The sequence below is a fragment of the Calyptranema fuscum S582 genome (assembly GCF_055793305.1).
The window spans coordinates 124,825-143,177 of the sequence record NZ_JBSLYH010000017.1 but is presented as its reverse complement, the minus strand read 5'-3'; the positions used below and the strand labels follow the sequence as shown (position 1 = coordinate 143,177).

Sequence of the window (18,353 nt, the reverse complement as noted above, 5' to 3'; positions counted from 1 at the left end):
TCAAATGCGGTGACTAACTGCTGGATGTCGGCTGCTGTATTTCCTAGCGTAATGATAAACGTGAGGGTTCGTAACGTCGGCAGTTCGGCAGTTACGCCCAGGTGTTGATAGAGAATTTCGTCGGCAGCAAAGCCGCTTAAGCCCAATCCCGATACATCCACCGTCAGACGGGTGCGATCGCCGGTATGAAATCCGGCAAATCTCCCGGTTGGCTGGAATGGCAATACCCGCAATCCGGCAATCTGGCTTAACCGGATTCTGGCGTCATCTGCCAGTGCCAGAGTGCGCTCCATTAACGTGTTTCCCTGCAACGCCATTTGTTGCCGTGCTGCGTCCAGTGACGCTAACAGCAGATAACTGGGACTGGTCGATTGCACCAGTTGCAACGCTCGACTGACTCGCTCTGGGCTAATGTAAGCACTGCGGAGATGTAGCATGGCTGCCTGGGTCATGGCTCCCAAGACTTTGTGGGTCGATTGAATGCTGAGATCGGCTCCGGCAGCGAGGGCGGGGATGGGGAGATCGGCATGAAAGGCAAAATGTGCCCCATGCGCTTCGTCCACAATCAACGGAATCTGATGATGATGGGCAATCTCCGCGATCGCCTCAATGTCGCCACAAATGCCGTAGTAGGTCGGGTAAACCAGCATTACGGCTTTGGCATCGGGATGCTGGTCTAAGGCAGTGGCAAGGGCAGCCGGGGAGATGCTGTGGGCAATATCCCAATCGGGGTCATAGTCGGGTTGCACAAAAATCGGCATCGCACCGGAGAGAATCAACGCGGCGATCGCAGATTGATGGCTATTGCGCGGCAAAATAATTTTGTCACCCGGTTTGCAGGTTGCCAAAACGGCTGCCTCAATGCCACAGGTCGATCCATTTACCAAAAACCAGGTGTGGTCAGCCCCAAATGTCTCGGCAGCTAATGTTTGTGCTTGTTGGATTACCCCCTCTGGAGCAAACAGATTATCCAGTTCCGGCAGCTCTGGCAAATCGGCTGCAAACACCGCATCACCGAATAATGCGGCTAGCGATCGCGAAATCCCCTGTCCTCGCTTATGCCCAGGCGTATAAAACGGGGCATCGGTTTGCTGGCTGCGGTGGTGTAGGGCGGTCAATAATGGAGTTAGATCGGACGCATCGGGCATAGGAAAAGAATGAATAGGGCTGGTTTGGGGGAGGGAATTGAACGGGAACCGTTCAATTCCCTCCCCCAAACCAGAAAAACTAGCGTTGCGAATACTAAATTCTTCAACATGGGCTGTGGGAGCGCAGCCCTCACGCAGGGGTGGAACCCCTGCACCCTCTGGTCAAACGTTTAATTGGGTCTACCAGTGCTTTGTCAAGTATTTTTTGACGGGTGATGTGCCGCGCAAAGCGCGGCACATCACCCGTTTTAACCATCAATTTTTAATGGACAGACTTACTAGTGTTGCAAACACGAAATTTTGCAACATGGGGGTTTGGGGGCGTAGCCCCCAAGAGGGGGTTTTACCCCCTCCACCCCCTCTAAAACTTTTAAGTTGGTGTACTAGTAATGCCAGCGAATTAATGAAATAACCAACTGGTAAACGCATATTTTTGCCCCGATCGAACGGGGAGTGATTCATGCGGATGGGTAAAATAGGCAGGAAAAATCAAAACCGCTCCGGCTTCGGGTTGCACTCGAATATTTTGCCGATCAAAGTACGTTTCACCCCCCTCAAAATCATCATTCAAATATCCCACCACGCTAATATCCCGAGTCGGAATACCCTGCTGTGCCTCTTGAAACCGACTTGCCAGTAACAAATTATCAATATGGCGTTTATAAAACTGTCCCTGGCGATAGCGCAAAACCGTACAGGGTTCAACGTAAGGAAATTTCACACCATAACTTTCAAATAAAAGCTGCTGCACGATCGCCAATTTGGTGCAGAGCAACTGATGAGTCGAGTTGAGCAACGCATTCGCACCCCCCAGGCGCAACATATCGTTGCTACGAACCTGATCATCGACCGATGCTACTAGAATGCCGGCTTGTTCAAACTCTGACGTCTCGGCAATTTGAATCACGTGCTGACAGATGTACGGTTCTAAAAGACCTTTAACAAGAAAAATTTCGTTGCCCAGGGGCGTCAACGTGTGCGGCGTCATGATAGAGAATTACGGCTGAATCAGCCTGAATATGTCAGGGGTCTAATACGTGTGTCTTGGTACAATCGTAAACTTCACGCTACCCTAAGCTAGGCTTAGCGCGACCAGCAGTTGCTGGATAAACCGTTTATTCGCAAGCTTACCCATTTTTTCCTTAAGAGGAGTACATCATTTGTTATGGTCAGCCTGACACCTAATCCTAGCTTTAGTTTGACGATTCGAATCCAGCTGCCTAACCAAGCCGGGATGTTAGCGCATGTGACTCAGGCGATCGCTCATGCAGGAGGCAGTATTGGACAAATTGAGTTGTTAGAGCAAACGCTCAAGCTGTTGGTGCGCGATATCACCATCGATGCTGCCAGCACAGAACACGCCGAAACCATTGTCACGGCTGTCAAAGCCCTCGACAACATCAAAATCCTGAATGTTTACGATCGCACATTCAATTTGCACCGAGGCGGAAAAATCAGCGTCCACAGCAAAATTCCGCTGAAATATCAAAGCGATCTGGCAATGGCATATACACCCGGAGTTGGGCGTATTTGTACGGCGATCGCTGAAGATCGCGAACAGGTGTATTCTCTCACCATCAAGAGCAATACCGTTGCCATTGTCACCGATGGTAGTGCCGTCTTAGGTCTGGGCAATTTGGGTCCCGAAGGTGCACTGCCGGTGATGGAGGGCAAAGCCATGCTATTCAAAGAATTTGGCGGCATTGATGCCTTTCCCATCTGCCTTGCGACCCAAGACACCGATGCCATTGTCGAAACGGTCAAAAATATTGCGCCGGTCTTTGGGGGCATCAACTTGGAAGACATTAGCGCCCCCCGCTGTTTTGAAATTGAGGCACGGCTGAAACGAGAACTGGATATTCCGGTGTTTCATGATGACCAGCATGGCACTGCCATTGTCTCTCTTGCCGCGTTGATCAATGCTCTTAAACTGGTTCACAAATCGATGGATCAGATTCGCATTGTGATCAATGGAGCCGGGGCTGCTGGCGTGGCGATCGCCCACCTCTTACAAAAAGCAGGAGCCGAAACAATTTGTATGTGCGATTCCCGTGGCATCCTCAGCCTCGATCGCACCGATTTGAATGACCAAAAACGAGCCTTTGCGGTCGCCCAGAGCGGTTCCCTGGCAGATGCTCTGGTCAATGCCGATGTGTTTTTGGGCGTCAGTGCCCCAGGCGTGCTGTCTGTCGATATGGTCAAATCGATGGCAAAAGACCCGATCGTGTTTGCCATGGCAAACCCCATTCCCGAAATCCAGCCAGAACTTGTTACCGACGATGTGGCAGTGATGGCAACGGGTCGCAGTGACTACCCCAACCAAATCAACAACGTCCTGGCATTCCCCGGTATGTTTAGGGGAGCGCTTGACTGTCGTGCCTCGACCATGACCACATCGATGTATCTCGAAGCAGCAGCGGCGATCGCCTCTCTGGTCAAATCGTCAGACCTCGACAAAGAGCATATTATCCCTTCTGTGTTCGACGAACGGGTGGTGACAGCCGTTGCCGCCGCAGTTCAACGCGCTGCCCGACAAGATGGGGTTGCGGGAAATTAGCCCTGACTAGCCGCAGTTGCGAACTGCCCTCTTAACATTTCTTTAGAATTCGCTCAGATCCTTAAGCTGTAGCAAGATATTAATCAGCTTGATTAACAATCTGTTTCTAAATTAAATGAGCTGATTTCACAAAACTTTATTCTTGACGGCTCGTATCTTATACTACGCAAGGGTGACTGAAAGGAGTGAACGCAAAATGTCGGAGGCAGAGAAGCCCCTGACTGTGCCCAAAGAGCTGCTGGGTGCGCCTGGTGACTTTAATCCAACGCTACTCATGTTCCTAATATCAGTGGCGTTGGTGGCAGTCTCGGTAATTGGATACTGGCACTGGCACTGGGCAGGTTGGTGTTGTTTCTTTTTAAATGTGGCAGCCCTACATATGGTTGGCACAGTAATTCACGATGCTTCGCATAATGTGGCGCATCGCGATCGCATTGTGAATGCGTTGTTGGGTCATGGTAGTGCGCTAATGCTAGGGTTTTCATTCCCAGTGTTTACCCGAGTTCATATGCAACACCATGCCAATGTTAATGACCCTGAAAATGACCCGGATCATTTTGTTTCAACGGGTGGACCGCTTTGGCTGATTGCAGTCCGATTTTTTTACCATGAAATCTTCTTTTTTAAGCGGAAACTGTGGCGCAAATATGAGCTACTGGAATGGTTTTTAGGTCGTCTGGCAGTGGGTCTAATCGTCTATGCGGCGGTGCAGCACGGGTTTTTGGGATATATTCTCAATTTTTGGTTTGCCCCAGCCCTGGTGGTGGGGTTGGCACTGGGTCTATTTTTCGATTACTTACCCCATCGTCCTTTTCAAGAACGCGATCGCTGGAAGAATGCCAGAGTGTATCCCAGTCCAATTCTCAATTGGCTGATCATGGGACAGAATTATCACCTGATCCATCACCTGTGGCCTTCTATTCCCTGGTACAACTACGAAAAAGCGTACTTTGCAACCCAGTCTTTATTAGATGCGAAAGGGTGCCATCAATCGTTGGGATTGTTAAAAGGTAAGGATTTCCTGGGTTTTCTTTACGATATCTTTTTAGGCATTCGTTTTCACGGGCATCAGCCCTCATCCGAATCAAACAATCTCTCAGAATAAATCTATATAGCTCTTCCTAAGGATCGTAGATTTAATAAAACCGACGTTTATTTTTGGAAGCGCGGCGCAGCCGCGCTTCCAAAAATAAACATCAGGATTTTAACTAATTTGTGATCCTGAGTACGTGAGGTACAGATGATGGGTAGAGAGCCACGCTCAGCGTGGCTCTCTACCCATCATTTTGTTGGATGACAGTGCCCAGGCGCTCTATCGCTTACCAGGTCAGAGATTGGGGTTTTTCACCATAACCCGCTACCGATTCAGGGCAACGCGCCACAACACCTCTGGGCGATCGCCAGAGAGATGACGAAATGCGACAAATCAGCCTCTCGTAAGGTCGTTTCGTAGGCTATATGTATCAGGATTTGTCAGTATTTTAGCTGAAATCATCAGATTTCCTGAACACATCTCCGTATAAATGTCATGATGAGAGTAGTAAATCTAACTGAAAATTGAATGGGTGCTGAACCGTAGTCTGTTTGGTTTAATCGAAGACACTTGATTTTCGCTGCATACCGATTTAAAAAGCCAACGTTATAGCTAGAGTGTGAGGGGCTTCGTCGTCAGCCGTTAGGTCGAGTCTCCCGGTCGAGCCTCCCGGTCGATATTTCTGATAAACCCCTCCACCCTCGATTTAAGATCCCTTGTTCACTGGTCTCAGGCTCATAGATTTAGTAAACCCAACGCTTTATTGTCAAAAGTGTGGCGTTGCCGTGCTTCTGACAATAAACGTCCGGCTTTTGTTTAAGTTGGTTGGCGATTTTTGCTCGTTATTCATGTCCCAGATGGCAGAAATCCATGACTCCACACCGCATTACTGTGCCCCTCTCACTCTTGGGAATCGCAGCGATCGCCGATGATCGAGGCGATCGCTGCAAGTCTCCATCGCTGGGTTGGAAGACTCCCATTTTGATTGGCATAACCATTTTGAGCACGGTCAGCCTCCTCTATGCCAGTGCGGCTATCGTTGTGCTGAATAGCTTTTCCAGATTGGAAAAGCAAACGATGGAGCAAAATATTCAGCGGGTCACAGATGCCATATGGAACGACAGCAAAGGGCTGGAAGCCACCGCTAAAGACTATGCCACGTGGGATGATGCCTACCAATTTAGCCAGGATCAAAACGAAGACTTTGTCACGCAGCACTTACATGCATCGACCTACGAATCTCTCGATCTCGATGTCATGGCAGTGGTCAATGCCGATGACCAGATTGTCTATGGCAAAACATATGAAGCAGACACTGACCAACTCACCGCCCTGCCGGATGATTTATCAACGTATCTAGAGTCTGGTTCTGCATTACTGCATCACCCCAATACTCAGGAGAGTCAGGCGGGCATTATTGCGCTGGCTCAGGGTCCTTTAATCATTGCTTCGCTACCTATCATCACCAGCAATGGCGACGGTCCCATCCAGGGCAGTATGCTGATGGGTCGCTTTCTGGATGACGCCGAGTTAAATAAGCTGTCGGAGCTGACCCATGTCAATCTGAGCATTTATCCGATGGATGCGGCGTCATTACCCGCCGATGTCAAGCGCGCCTATGCTCTGCTGCAAGACCAAACCACGTTAATTCAGCCGATCAATCGCAACACGATCGCAGGCTATATTTTGCTCAATGATATGGAGGGGAAACCGGCGGCGTTGCTGCGCGTCGAAACCCCCCGAGATATCTACCATCAAGGGTTACTTAGCCTGAAATCGCTGGCGATTTCGTTGCTAGCCGCCGGTCTATTGACTGGCATTGTGATTTGGCTGTTGTTGAATAAGCTTTTGGCTCATGCTACCGAACGCGATCGCATGCAACAAGCCCTGATGCAAGAAACAACCCTCCGCCGCTCTGAAACTCGATATCGAGAAAAGGCGATCGAGTTAGAAAAAACGCTGTATGAATTGCGCAGGACTCAGGCTCAGTTGATTCACAGTGAAAAAATGTCGAGTCTGGGGCAATTGGTTGCGGGTCTTGCCCATGAAATCAATAACCCGGTTGGTTTTATCAAAGGCAATGTTCCTTATATTCGAGACTATTGGCAGGAATTGCTGGAGATTTTGGCTCGGTATCAAGCCCATTGTTCGGGGTCACCGACCAGTAGCCAGGATGGGCAAGAGCTGACCGAGTTAGCGTTTTTGAGTGAAGATTTCGACAAAATTCTCGGCTCCATTCAAAATGGTTCCGAACGTATTCAGCAAATTGTCTTATCCCTGCGAAATTTTGCCCGTCTGGATGAGGCAGAAATGAAACGGGTTGATATCCACGAGGGCATCGACAGTGCTCTGGTTGTGCTGCAACACAAACTAAAAGAGCAGTCCCATCGTCCGGCGATCGCCGTGATCAAAAATTATGGCACGTTACCTCTGGTGGAGTGTTATCCCGGACAACTCAACCAGGTGTTTATGAACTTACTGGCAAATGCCATTGATGCTCTTGGCAACAATGTGGGCAAAGCCTTTCAAGCACAGTCCATCACTGGCAAGCCTGTCGCACCAACGATTTGGATCAAAACAGCGATGCAGGGCACTCAGCACATTGTCATTCACATTAAAGACAATGGCTGCGGCATTGCTGAAAGCGCCCGACAAAAGCTGTTTGATCCCTTTTATACGACCAAGCCCGTGGGTCAGGGGATTGGCTTAGGGCTTTCGATCAGCCATCAAATTGTTTTAGAAGAGCATCACGGTCAACTCCGCTGTTTCTCTACGCTGGACAGGGGGGCAGAGTTTATTGTGCACATTCCAATTTATCAATCCGGGAACGCACCTCCAGGAAGATCAAAAGCGCGTTGATATCAGCCGGGTTGACTCCGCCAATGCGAGTCGCTTGTCCGACCGTGAGCGGTCGAACTTTTGCCAGTTTTTCTCGCGATTCTTTAGACAGGGTGGTGATGGCGGCGTAGTCTAAATCGGGGGGTAGAGAACGATTGGCTTGACGAGCAACCTGGTCGATCTGGTTTTGCTGGCGTTGAATATAGCCCGAATATTTGATGTCAATTTCTGCCCCTTCCCGCTCAGCCTGGTTTAGGGCTGGATTGCCCAACTGGTAGCGATCTAAATCGACATAGTGAAACCCAGGTCTGCGCAGTAAATCTGCCAGGGTAATTGATCCTTTAATCGCCTGTTGGGTTTCTTGAGCAATTTGTTTGCCGAGGGGATCATGTTCTTTCACCCGAGTTTCGTGTAACCGCTCTTTTTCAGCCGCAATCTGGGCTTGCTTATGGGTAAAGAGTTGCCAACGGCGATCGCCAATCAGCCCGATTTCGCGCCCCAGAGGCGTCAAGCGTTGATCGGCATTATCAGACCGCAATAGCAGACGATATTCTGACCGGGAGGTTAGCATCCGGTAAGGTTCGCGTAGATCTTTGGTACACAGATCATCAATCAGGGTGCCGATATAACTATGTTCGCGCGGCAAAATCACCATATCTTGGGCGTTTACCAAGCGGGCAGCATTGATTCCGGCGACCAATCCCTGAGCCGCCGCCTCTTCATAGCCGGTCGTGCCATTGATCTGTCCGGCACAAAATAGCCCTTCAATTTTTTTGGTCATCAACGTCGGATAACACTGAGTGGTAGGAATGTAGTCATATTCCACCGCATAGGCAGGGCGCAGCATGGCACAGTGTTCTAGACCGGGGAGCGATCGCAACAATTGCAATTGCAACGATTCGGGTAACCCCGTCGAAAACCCTTGAATATATAACTCTGGTATCTCACGTCCCTCCGGTTCGATAAAGATTTGATGCGATTCTTTATCGGCAAAGCGAACGATTTTGTCTTCAATGCTGGGGCAATAGCGGGGTCCCTTAGCATCCACCCAGCCTCCATAAACTGGGGAAAGATGCAAATTTTCTCGGATAAGCCGATGGGTTTCTGCGGTTGTGCGAGTTAGATAACAAGGAATTTGTTCGCGCTCTACCCATACCTCTGGGTCAAAGCTAAACCAACGAACGTCCGCATCACCGGGCTGCAACTCCATCTTGCTATAGTCCACCGAGCGCTTATCGACCCGTGCCGGGGTGCCAGTCTTCAGTCGCCCCGTTTCAAAGCCCAATCGATTCAGCGTATCAGTAAGACCCACAGCAGCAAATTCACCAGCTCGTCCCGCAGACATGGATTTATTGCCCACCCAGATCGTGCCGCCCAAAAAAGTACCCGTGGTTAGCACCACAGCCCTGCACTGAAACGCCACGCCGAAATAAGTTTCAACGCCGATGATCTGATCATTGGCACCTAAAACCAGATCGGTCACCATACCTTCTCGGATGGTGAGGTTGTCCTGGTTTTCGACGATATGCTTCATCACCGCCGCGTATTCTCGTTTGTCGGTCTGCGCCCGCAATGCCCAAACGGCGGGACCGCGCGAAATATTCAAAACCCGTTTTTGCAGGTAGGTGCGATCGGTCATTTTGCCGATTTCGCCCCCCAATGCATCGATTTCGTGGGTGAGCTGCGACTTGGCAGGACCTCCAACCGCAGGGTTACAGGGTTGCCACGCAATCTTATCCAAATTTAACGTCAGTAACAGGGTTTTGCAGCCCAGACGTGCCGAGGCGAGAGCCGCTTCGCAGCCTGCATGACCGGCTCCGACGACAATGACATCAAAATCATCTTGAAATTCAACAGTCATAGGCTCTGAGTTGCGAGAGAGAAGGCGTACTTAAAATTTTAGCGAGTGCAGGGCTACTCTCAACCCGAATCCAGCCGTAGTAACACCAATTTGAATGAAGGGCACGACAGATCTCTGTACGGGCTTGGCACTGCCAAGCCCCTCCTGAACTTCGACATGCCCCAAAATTCATTTACAGCAATTTTCAATTGCATAAGCTACAGATTTTTTGTTGTGTGCCGCGCGGAGCGCGGCACACAACAAATCTAAACAGATCCAGTCACGAAGCGCTGTAAGTTGCTATAAAAACTTAGCCAAAATCGGGGTGAGCAGTGTGGATTGTTTGTACCTGCGGGCACGAACAATCCACTTTCTGGATCGAGTCTACGATCCTTCATAGCCTTCGTACGCTTCGACAATGCGCTGCACAAGCGGATGTCTGACCACATCTGCTTTGGAAAGATGGCAGAAGGCAATGCCTTTAACCCGATGCAACACTTTTTGGGCGATCGCCAGTCCAGAGGATTGATTAACCGGCAAATCTGTTTGGGTGACATCTCCCGTGACCACCATACGAGACCGGAACCCCAGACGTGTCAACACCATTTTCATTTGGGCGGGGGTGGTATTTTGTGCCTCATCCAAAATGACAAAGGCGTGGTTGAGGGTGCGACCCCGCATATACGCTAGGGGAGCCACTTCAATCACCCCTCGTTCCATCAAACTGGCGATTTTTTCGGGTTCGATCAGTTCATACAGAGCATCGTAAAGGGGACGCAGATACGGATTAATTTTTTGTTGCAGATCTCCGGGCAGAAAGCCCAACTTTTCCCCGGCTTCCACCGCAGGACGAGTTAAAATTAACCGCTCATACTCATTTGCCAGCAATGCCTGTACCGCAACGACTGCGGCTAGATAGGTCTTGCCTGTACCTGCCGGTCCAATGCAAAAGGTCAGATCGTGATTGCGAATCGCCTGAATATATTGGCGTTGGCGAAACGTTTTTGCCCGAATATCTTCTCCCCGGCGGTTACGAGCCAGCACGTCACGCTGCAAGTTTTGTAGTTCGTCTTGCTGTTGCGTATCCAGAGCATGACGAGCGGTCGAAATATCGACCCCAGTGACGCTTTTTCCTTTACTCCAATAAGGTTCTAGCGATCGCACTAGGTCTGAAACCAGTTCAACCTGCTTTTCAGTGCCTGAGATCAGTAACGATTGCCCACGCAGTACTACGCCTGCGCCAGTAAGCTGCGCCAGTTGCTTGAGGTTTTCTTCCTTAAATCCTGCTAGAGCGATCGCACTGGCGGGGTTGGGAAATTCGATGGTGAGGGTAGTTGCCAAATTTTAATATCCCAAATCGAAGGCGTTGCTGGTTTTGGGTTTGTTATACAGACCCAGATTGAGCAAAACCAGATCGAAAAACGCTTGAGTCCTGAGAAAAGAGAACTCAAGCGTCCTGTTTGTCGTAACAATTTATGGATGGCGCTTACGAGCCGCATCAGCTTTGCGCTTCCGACGCAAACTAGGCTTTTCGTAACGTTCACGCCGTTTGACTTCAGAGAGAATTCCAGCCTTCTGGATTTTCTTCTTAAAGCGCCTTAGGGCAGACTCAATGGATTCATTTTCCCCTAAACGAACCTCGGACACTCGCGATCTTCACCTCCTTAATTTACCTTTTCAAGCAAATTTTTTAATCGCGCAGGCAGGATGACGGAAGCGGAACTGCTTGTACGATCAAGCTCTGACATCACGTTCCTAGATCAGACTGTGTTCATTAGCTCCAACCATAGAGCTCAGGAACGAGGTCGGTTCGATCGACGATGGGGTGGTGGTCGGTGAGATGGTGGACTGTCGTCTGTCCGTCCCTCTTTTGCAGTAGATTGACTCCCGTAGATTTCTAAGTAGATCGAACAGCCATGCAGTTGGGCGATCGCTTGTAAGACCGTCCGCACTGCCTGGATATTTCGTCCACCTCGACCAAATACGCGACCCTTATCTTCTCCATCAAATGCCATACGAAGCAAAACCCGCGACCGACGCTGCAAGACTTCGCAATCGACTTTCAAAGACTCTGGTGAGTCTAAGAAAGGTTGCAACATAAACTTCGCTAGCCCAATATAGTCTGGCTCGGTTAGCATCGGTGGGGCAAATTCTGTAGTCGTAGAATCAGGCACAAGCTAAATCAGGCTTTGACCTGTTCAAAAATCTTTTGCTTTTCTAGAATCCGGCGAACCGTCTCTGTCGGTTCTGCGCCTTGTTGCAGCCGTCTGACAATCGCGTCTACTTCTAAATGAACTTCATCGGTTCTGGGGTTATAGTAGCCCAATTCTTCGATCGGACGACCATCTCGGCGGGTGGTGCTGTGCGCCGCTACAATCCGATAACTAACTTCCCGTTTCTTGCCATACCGCTTTAAGCGCAGTCTAATCATGCCTGAAAACTATACTCCTGGAAAAAACAAGCGAGTGATATTTCTAAATACAGGATCAATCATAATATCACCCCCTTGAATTGGGTAGTGAAATTAAAAATGAACTGCGAAAAGACTTGCTTCTCTAACAAAAAAGCATCTAGAGACTTTATTTTAGCGTCAGTTCGTCGAAAGCACAAAATGTTGCTTTAGCCAAAAGCTCTGGTGATGGTCTGGATCTGGCGTTAATGGGTAGGAAAAGCTCGCGGAGCGAGCTTTTCCTACCCATTAACGCTGCTCGCGAATGCTATAGAGAGCCAAATCCTTTTTTCTTTTTGTCTTTCTTCTTCTTTTTAGCCATCGGTGGCGCACCGCCCCCTTGATAGCCCCGCCATCCCGGCGGCGTCCCTCCGGCTCTGGGCCCCATGGCGGGTTGTTGCCCAAACATTCCCCCTCCCATGCCGGGCATATTGGGAAACTGTCCTCGGCTCATTTGTTGCATCAGCGATCGCATCTTTTGAAAATCACTGACCAACTTACCCACATCAGCTTCTCGATAGCCAGCCCCTTTGGCAATGCGCCGTCGTCGCCCCGGAGAACTCGCCAATAAATCTGGATTTCTCCGCTCTTCCGGCGTCATCGAGTTGATCATGGCTTCCGCGCGCTTCAGTTGGGTTTCACCTTGTTCCAACTGTTCGCTGGAGATCTTATTCATTCCCGGAATCATTTTCATGATGCCGCCCAACGACCCGATGTTTTTGAGTAAGCGAGTTTGTTTTAAGAAGTCGGTGAAATCAAATTGAGCCGAGAGAATTTTTTCTTGTAGTTTTTCGGCTTCACCCAGATCAACTTCTTCCTGGGCTTTTTCGACCAGGGTTAAGACATCGCCCATCCCCAAAATTCGAGATGCCATGCGATCGGGATAGAAAGGTTGCAGGGCTTCAACTTTTTCCCCAACCCCGACAAATTTAATCGGCTGACCTGAAATTCGCCGTACCGAAAGCGCTGCTCCACCCCGCGTATCCCCATCCATCTTGGTGAGAATTGCGCCGGTAATGCCAATTTGGTCTTGAAAGGTGCGGGTGAGATTGGCAGCTTCTTGCCCGGTCATGGCATCGACCACCAGTAAGACCTCATGGGGTTGCACGATGTCTTTAATCCGTGCTAACTCTGCCATCATGTCCTGGTCAATTTGCAGACGCCCTGCCGTGTCGATGATGACTGTATCGACGCCATCAGCTTTTGCCTTTTCGACCCCTTGACGAGCAATTTCAACGGGATCAGCATCTTTACCCAGTTCAAAAACGGGCACATCGATCTGTTTCCCCAGGGTAACCAACTGGTCGATTGCCGCAGGACGGTAGACATCGGTTGCGACCAACAACGTGCTGCGGTTTTGTTTCCGCAGATGCAGAGCTAATTTGGCTGACGCCGTTGTCTTTCCGGTTCCTTGCAACCCTGCCATCAACACAATGGTCGGAGCCGTCTCTTCTTGTGCCAGGGGAACGTTGGTTTCGCCCATGACGGCTACGAGTTCATCGTGGACGATTTTGATAAATTGCTGATCCGGGCGAACTCCGGCAATGACCTCTGCACCTGTTGCCTTGGTCTGAACATCTGCAACAAAGTCTTTGACGACCTGAAGATTTACATCGGCTTCTAACAGGGCACGACGCACCTCTCGGAGGGCTTCTTGAATATTTGATTCAGAGATCTTATCTTGACCGCGAAGCTTCTTCCAGGCAGATTCCAAGCGTTCGGAAAGGGCATCAAACATGTCTTATTGAGGATTGATTGGTCCAACTACTTATATAAAGTTTACCAGGTGGAATTTTTTTGATGTGACAATCTTGCGATCGCCTGGATATGACTCAGTCGCGATCGCTTGAACAGGCATTGCTTAATAGCGGGATGAATTTGAACGTGAACCCTTTGGGTTCACGTTCAAATTCATCCCCAAAATCAGCAACGCCCTTGAACAAGACGGTGTGCAGAGATGCCGTTGTTCGTGGCTTGCGGTTGCTATACTTCCAGGGGATTCCCTGCTTGCCCATTGCCGATGGTGCAATTCGATTTGGCGATGGATTCGAAGTAAGACAAAATTGTAGGTAATAAAAAAAGGGAGAGCCATTTGGTAACTCTCCCTACCATCAGGGTGCATCTACTTATCACATTATGCCATTACAAGGGTGAGGGGTGTCACCCCCTGCGAACAACTTTTTTGGCAATGTTCCGGGAATTTTATGGGATTCCCTCATATTCATCTGCTCAGCTTATGAAGACTGGCCTAAATTTTGCCTGGGAGGCTCATCGGCATCCGATGGGCAGATAGATCTGAACCATGACTAGGTTTTTGTTGTGCCAACGTTACTCGGATAGCAATAGGCTTTTGGGATCACAGATTAATTAATCTGTAGTTCTTTTTGAGCGGCGGCTCCGCCGCCGTTCTCTCAAAAAGAATCGGGGTTTATTAAATCCACGATCTTTAGGACTCGCGTGGAAACAACTTGAGCAGGCAAGGGGCTTAAGCCCCTGGTTCAGAAGCGGGAGTTTACCCAGGATGATCACCGTATTCTTACAATCTGCCTTAAGCCCTACAGACCGTTTAGTTGACCGTTGGAGAAAACGAGATTATGCCTAACCCGTTGCATCAGTTGAAATATCTTCCCTGGCTATCGTTAATGCAAGTTTCGGGTCTGGCAGTTTTGCTGGCGACGGTTCTGGACGTGCTTTTAATTGCAAGCTTGCGGTTTAAGGCAATTCAGGACAGCTTAAGAATTTTGTTTAGCCCACCGCTCGATCTGGTGATGTTGGTCGTCATATCCATGGGGGTAGGGGCATTGGCTGTGTTCTTGTTAGCCCATTTTTTCAAGCGGGTCGTGGTCACGACAGGCGTCTTGTGGGCATTAATCTTTTGTCTGATGGTCGTCATCAGCATCAAATCGTTGTTCCCCATTCCTGAACTGTTGATCGGGGCACAGCAGGGGTCGCTGATGGGGTTGCTATTGGGTGTCTTTTTGGGGGGCTGGCAGTTTTGGCGATGATTTCGTTATGAACAATCGTCCTGAGCAATACTGATAAGGCACTCTAGTGTCGCAAACACGAAATTTTGCAACATGGGGGTTTGGGGGCTGCGCCCCCAAGAGAGGGTTTCACCCCCTCCACCCCCTCTACAACTTTTAAGTTGGTGTACTAGTGTTGCAAACACGAAATTTTGCAACATGGGGTTTGGGGGCTGCGCCCCCAAGAGGGGGTTTTACCCCTTCCACCCCCTCTAAAACTTTTAAGTTGGTGTACTAGTGGCGGTCATAGTGCGTCCGGTCTATAAAACAGGAATTTTTTCGCAAGCTATGGACTATAGACAGTTAGGGCAAAGCGATCTACAAGTTTCAGAAATTTGTCTGGGAACGATGACATTCGGTCAACAAAATACGCTAGAAGAAGCGCATTCGCAATTGGACTATGCGATCGCCCAGGGGATCAACTTTATAGACGCCGCCGAAATGTATCCAGTTCCAGCGCGTGCGGACACTCAAGGCTCAACGGAGGTATTGATTGGTCAGTGGCTGGTGCGCCAACCGCGCGATCGCCTGATCATCGCAACCAAAATAGCGGGCCCCTCACGCGGCTTGAAATGGATTCGAGGGGGTTCGACTGCTGTCAATCGAATTAACCTATTTCAAGCCGTTGAGGATAGCCTTAAACGCTTGCAAACCGATTATATCGATCTCTACCAGATTCATTGGCCCGATCGCTATGTGCCGTTGTTTGGTCAGAGCGTGTTTGACCCGACGCACGAGCGAGAAACGGTACCGATTGAAGAACAGCTCATGGCGTTGGCAGACTTGGTTCATGCCGGTAAGATTCGCTATATCGGGCTGAGTAATGAAACGCCGTGGGGAGTGCTGAAGTTTCGTCAAACAGCGGAGCAGTTGGGATTACCGACAGTGATCTCGATCCAAAATGCCTACAATTTGTTGAACCGGGTGTCTGATTTTGCCATGGCAGAAACCTGTTATCGAGAACACGTTGGCTTGCTGGCATACAGTCCGTTAGGATTTGGGGTGTTGACCGGAAAGTATGTGGATGCACAGCCTCAAAACACCCGCATGACGCTGTTTCCCAATTTTGGCGATCGCTATCGTAAACCCAATGTCTCTGAAGCCGTCAAAGCCTATCAAGCGATCGCCCATGCCCATGACATTAGCCTTGCTACTTTAGCGATCGCCTTTGTTCGCAGTCGTTGGTTTGTTACCAGCACCATTGTCGGTGCCACATCTGTCGAACAATTAACAGAAAATTTGGGCGCATTGACCGTGGATGTGAATGCGGAACTCTTAGCGGCGATCGATGCGGTTCATGCCCGGTATCCCAATCCCGCTCCCTAAAGTGCGTTGCTTAACTCCGTTATGACATTCGGCGTGGGTGCCGCGCGAAGCGCGGCACCCACGCCGAATGTCATCGATCAAATTAACACCACCAGAGTCTCAGGTATTTTTGGCTAAAACGCCACTGAGAAAGATGTCGGCGAGTCCTTCTGCCATTTCTAGCATGGCTTCGGGTGAAGAACTCTCTGCCATGATGGTGTCGCGGCTGAATCCGGCAACGGTAAACATGCCCAAAAACACCTGGGCAACAATGCGCGGATTCATGGGGCGGTAGATGCCCTGATCCATGGCTGTTTGAAAGAAAGCTTCCGCGACATCGGTCATTTTGGCAATGACATCGGACTGAATGCGATCGCGCAAATCAGGATGAAACTGCGCTTCCATGAAACATACCCGCAGCATATCAGCATTTTTGTGCAGGTTGAGCATACGCTTACGCATCACCTGGGCGATCGCCTTGTAGCTTGCCATGCCGCTCAACTCTGTCAGCAAATCGGTTAGCAGATCAACCCAACCTCGGGTGGCAACTTCGACTAAGATGGCTTTTTTATTTTCAAAATGACGAAACAGGGTGCCTTCGGCGACTCCGGCAGCATGAGCCAGGTCACGGGTCGTCGTGCCATCAAACCCGTTACGAGCAAACAAATGCTCTGCTGCCTTAAGAATCCGAGTCTGAGTCTCGACTTCAGTCTGGGAGAGGTAATGTGTTTGCATGATTGAGTTGGGTTCAAATACTGACAAGAGATGGGGGATGATCCCGTAGCGATTATTGTCGTATACCTAATTTATTGACGCTGTAAAAATTCACAGATCATTACGAAGCACGAGAGTAATGAATCCTTACAAGATTAAAGACCATAACGTGTTTGGGAGAGTACGGCTCCGCCGCACTCTCCCAAAACAGGCATTCCCGTTATTTTGACAAGAATCCTAAGTACGCTAGCGCAACACGCTACAGCTTGACTTGCCATTGTGCCAACTGACTGATTGCCATGGCTACTTGTCGAGAGATGAACGGTAAGATCTGGTCGTTTTGGCTATGCTCTTTGCCTTCTGTAAACACAACCAGTAAATAGGGGCGTTGGTCGGGCAGTTCGATATAGGCAGCATCGTGTCGCACTCGACTCATCCAGCCTGCTTTTGACCAGAGACGCGCCTGGGGTGGTAAGCCTTCGCCCAAAAAACCTGTGACTTGATTGTCTGGATCGGCTGCCAGATCTGCCGGGTTGAGGCTGCGTTTGAGCAACCCCATCATCCATTGCGATCGCTCTGACGAGACTGCCACCCCACCCAAAATGCTATGGAGTAACCGTGCCGTCGCATTGGTAGTCAGGCGATTGCGATTGTCCATTAATTCGCCTAAAAAAATTCGTTCTCGCCCATAGGGACCGTCGCACCAGGTTTTTTGATTGACGTTGATAGTTTCTAGCTCAGCCCATTTCAGCGATTGATAATAGCGGTTAATGATATTGCGTTGATATTTCCAGGTTTCAAACGGACCCGCTGCTAATTCAGGACCACTGGTGGTACCCGACAACACATCAATTACGAGGCTGGTGGCATCGTTGCTAGAGTCTACAATCATGTCGCGGGTGGCGCGATCGAGTTCGCTTGATACCGTGATCATGCCTTGTTGCAACCATTCATGAACGGCAACCAGGTAAAACAATTTGACCACGCTAGCCGGATAAATGCATTCGACTCCCCGGTAGGAAAAGCCTCGGATGGGATATTGCCAAAACTCTTGTGGACTCAGTGCCCCGCCTGTATTAACAATGCAGGGTGGATCGTACACCAGCCAGGTGAGGGCGATTTGATTTTCGGCTAAACCGGGAAACGCCTTCCAGGTTTCTGTGAGAATGCGATCGCCCCACGTTTGTAATTCGTCGTCTCGCTGGAAAAAAGGCATGAGCAAGGTTTAATGTGGAGGGCTATTAATTGTGTTGAACGCTTTTCTAATCCTATGTTTCAACAAAATAACTGTAATTTATCTGGGCATGAAGCGCTACAGAATTGTATGGCAGACTTCAAATGTCAGGATTCAAATCAGGGCATTGCTTCATCCAGCGATGAAATGTTGGTGGGAGTGCTGCGCGGAGCGCAGCACTCCCACCAACATTTCATCGCCTAAACCAGCAG

General features: G+C 49.6%; 17 protein-coding genes. 6 read left to right on the top strand and 11 right to left on the bottom strand.

Going from position 1 to position 18,353, the window contains the following annotated elements; all coding sequences use genetic code 11:
- Positions 1-1,148, bottom strand: a 1,148-nt coding sequence (locus ACR6Z4_RS13825) for an aminotransferase class I/II-fold pyridoxal phosphate-dependent enzyme (RefSeq protein WP_479717867.1), incomplete at its 3' end; no start/stop codon positions are given.
- Between the two features lie 400 nt (positions 1,149-1,548).
- Positions 1,549-2,136: a prolyl hydroxylase family protein gene (locus ACR6Z4_RS13820; RefSeq protein ID WP_479717866.1), complete on the bottom strand. Its 588-nt coding sequence runs from the start codon at positions 2,134-2,136 to the stop codon at positions 1,549-1,551.
- Between the two features lie 177 nt (positions 2,137-2,313).
- Between ACR6Z4_RS13820 and ACR6Z4_RS13815 the strand changes: the two genes are divergently transcribed.
- The 3 genes from ACR6Z4_RS13815 (at position 2,314) to ACR6Z4_RS13805 (ending at position 7,597) form a co-directional block, all read left to right on the top strand.
- Positions 2,314-3,705: a malic enzyme-like NAD(P)-binding protein gene (locus tag ACR6Z4_RS13815; protein ID WP_479717865.1), complete on the top strand. Its 1,392-nt coding sequence runs from the start codon at positions 2,314-2,316 to the stop codon at positions 3,703-3,705.
- 196 nt (positions 3,706-3,901) lie between these two features.
- A complete protein-coding gene (gene crtR / locus ACR6Z4_RS13810; RefSeq protein WP_479717864.1) occupies positions 3,902-4,810 on the top strand; it encodes a beta-carotene hydroxylase in 909 nt (302 codons plus the stop codon).
- Between the two features lie 798 nt (positions 4,811-5,608).
- Entirely contained in the window at positions 5,609-7,597 is a 1,989-nt protein-coding gene (locus tag ACR6Z4_RS13805; RefSeq protein WP_479717863.1) for a CHASE4 domain-containing protein, read from the top strand.
- Here the strand turns inward: ACR6Z4_RS13805 and mnmG are convergent.
- The 7 genes from mnmG to ACR6Z4_RS13770 form a co-directional block, all read right to left on the bottom strand.
- Positions 7,533-9,437 (bottom strand): tRNA uridine-5-carboxymethylaminomethyl(34) synthesis enzyme MnmG, encoded by a 1,905-nt coding sequence (mnmG, locus tag ACR6Z4_RS13800; RefSeq protein WP_479717862.1) that lies wholly within the window; start codon positions 9,435-9,437, stop codon positions 7,533-7,535. The genes ACR6Z4_RS13805 and mnmG overlap by 65 nt on opposite strands.
- A 363-nt stretch (positions 9,438-9,800) precedes the next feature.
- On the bottom strand, positions 9,801-10,757 hold the full coding sequence (locus tag ACR6Z4_RS13795) for a PhoH family protein (protein ID WP_479717861.1): 957 nt from the start codon (positions 10,755-10,757) through the stop codon (positions 9,801-9,803).
- A 132-nt stretch (positions 10,758-10,889) separates the two neighbouring features.
- Entirely contained in the window at positions 10,890-11,063 is a 174-nt protein-coding gene (rpsU, locus tag ACR6Z4_RS13790) for a 30S ribosomal protein S21 (protein WP_479717860.1), read from the bottom strand.
- A gap of 146 nt (positions 11,064-11,209) precedes the next feature.
- Positions 11,210-11,590 carry a KH domain-containing protein gene (locus tag ACR6Z4_RS13785; protein WP_479717859.1) on the bottom strand — a complete coding sequence of 127 codons (381 nt, stop codon included), beginning with the start codon at positions 11,588-11,590 and terminating at the stop codon, positions 11,210-11,212.
- Positions 11,591-11,598: 8 nt separating this feature from the next.
- A complete protein-coding gene (gene rpsP / locus ACR6Z4_RS13780; protein ID WP_479717858.1) occupies positions 11,599-11,847 on the bottom strand; it encodes a 30S ribosomal protein S16 in 249 nt (82 codons plus the stop codon).
- 286 nt (positions 11,848-12,133) lie between these two features.
- A complete protein-coding gene (gene ffh, locus ACR6Z4_RS13775) occupies positions 12,134-13,603 on the bottom strand; it encodes a signal recognition particle protein (protein ID WP_479717857.1) in 1,470 nt (489 codons plus the stop codon).
- Positions 13,604-13,697: 94 nt separating this feature from the next.
- The gene (locus tag ACR6Z4_RS13770) at positions 13,698-13,880 is read right to left on the bottom strand and encodes a hypothetical protein (RefSeq protein WP_479717856.1); all 183 of its coding nucleotides are present in this window, start codon (positions 13,878-13,880) and stop codon (positions 13,698-13,700) included.
- Positions 13,881-14,459: 579 nt separating this feature from the next.
- On the opposite strand from ACR6Z4_RS13770, the gene ACR6Z4_RS13765 reads away from it, so the two are divergent.
- Positions 14,460-14,870: a peptide chain release factor 1 gene (locus ACR6Z4_RS13765; protein ID WP_479717855.1), complete on the top strand. Its 411-nt coding sequence runs from the start codon at positions 14,460-14,462 to the stop codon at positions 14,868-14,870.
- A 306-nt stretch (positions 14,871-15,176) separates the two neighbouring features.
- Positions 15,177-16,214 carry an aldo/keto reductase gene (locus ACR6Z4_RS13760; protein ID WP_479717871.1) on the top strand — a complete coding sequence of 346 codons (1,038 nt, stop codon included), beginning with the start codon at positions 15,177-15,179 and terminating at the stop codon, positions 16,212-16,214.
- Positions 16,215-16,313: 99 nt separating this feature from the next.
- Here ACR6Z4_RS13760 and ACR6Z4_RS13755 read toward each other — a convergent pair whose 3' ends face one another.
- The gene (locus ACR6Z4_RS13755) at positions 16,314-16,928 is read right to left on the bottom strand and encodes a TetR/AcrR family transcriptional regulator (RefSeq protein WP_479717854.1); all 615 of its coding nucleotides are present in this window, start codon (positions 16,926-16,928) and stop codon (positions 16,314-16,316) included.
- Between the two features lie 238 nt (positions 16,929-17,166).
- The gene (locus ACR6Z4_RS13750) at positions 17,167-18,123 is read right to left on the bottom strand and encodes a serine hydrolase (RefSeq protein WP_479717853.1); all 957 of its coding nucleotides are present in this window, start codon (positions 18,121-18,123) and stop codon (positions 17,167-17,169) included.
- Positions 18,124-18,177: 54 nt separating this feature from the next.
- Between ACR6Z4_RS13750 and ACR6Z4_RS13745 the strand changes: the two genes are divergently transcribed.
- Positions 18,178-18,345 (top strand): hypothetical protein, encoded by a 168-nt coding sequence (locus ACR6Z4_RS13745; protein ID WP_479717852.1) that lies wholly within the window; start codon positions 18,178-18,180, stop codon positions 18,343-18,345.
- Positions 18,346-18,353: the final 8 nt, after the last annotated feature.

What these genes read in the sequence shown, in the direction of transcription:
- ACR6Z4_RS13820 (WP_479717866.1), bottom strand. Translation starts at nt 2,136, where the DNA reads ATGACGCCGCACACGTTGACGCCCCTGGGCAACGAAATTTTTCTTGTT.
- ACR6Z4_RS13815 (WP_479717865.1), top strand. Translation starts at nt 2,314, where the DNA reads ATGGTCAGCCTGACACCTAATCCTAGCTTTAGTTTGACGATTCGAATC.
- crtR (WP_479717864.1), top strand. Translation starts at nt 3,902, where the DNA reads ATGTCGGAGGCAGAGAAGCCCCTGACTGTGCCCAAAGAGCTGCTGGGT.
- ACR6Z4_RS13805 (WP_479717863.1), top strand. Translation starts at nt 5,609, where the DNA reads ATGACTCCACACCGCATTACTGTGCCCCTCTCACTCTTGGGAATCGCA.
- mnmG (WP_479717862.1), bottom strand. Translation starts at nt 9,437, where the DNA reads ATGACTGTTGAATTTCAAGATGATTTTGATGTCATTGTCGTCGGAGCC.
- rpsP (WP_479717858.1), bottom strand. Translation starts at nt 11,847, where the DNA reads ATGATTAGACTGCGCTTAAAGCGGTATGGCAAGAAACGGGAAGTTAGT.
- ffh (WP_479717857.1), bottom strand. Translation starts at nt 13,603, where the DNA reads ATGTTTGATGCCCTTTCCGAACGCTTGGAATCTGCCTGGAAGAAGCTT.
- ACR6Z4_RS13770 (WP_479717856.1), bottom strand. Translation starts at nt 13,880, where the DNA reads ATGGGCAAGCAGGGAATCCCCTGGAAGTATAGCAACCGCAAGCCACGA.
- ACR6Z4_RS13765 (WP_479717855.1), top strand. Translation starts at nt 14,460, where the DNA reads ATGCCTAACCCGTTGCATCAGTTGAAATATCTTCCCTGGCTATCGTTA.
- ACR6Z4_RS13760 (WP_479717871.1), top strand. Translation starts at nt 15,177, where the DNA reads ATGGACTATAGACAGTTAGGGCAAAGCGATCTACAAGTTTCAGAAATT.
- ACR6Z4_RS13755 (WP_479717854.1), bottom strand. Translation starts at nt 16,928, where the DNA reads ATGCAAACACATTACCTCTCCCAGACTGAAGTCGAGACTCAGACTCGG.
- ACR6Z4_RS13750 (WP_479717853.1), bottom strand. Translation starts at nt 18,123, where the DNA reads ATGCCTTTTTTCCAGCGAGACGACGAATTACAAACGTGGGGCGATCGC.
- ACR6Z4_RS13745 (WP_479717852.1), top strand. Translation starts at nt 18,178, where the DNA reads ATGTTTCAACAAAATAACTGTAATTTATCTGGGCATGAAGCGCTACAG.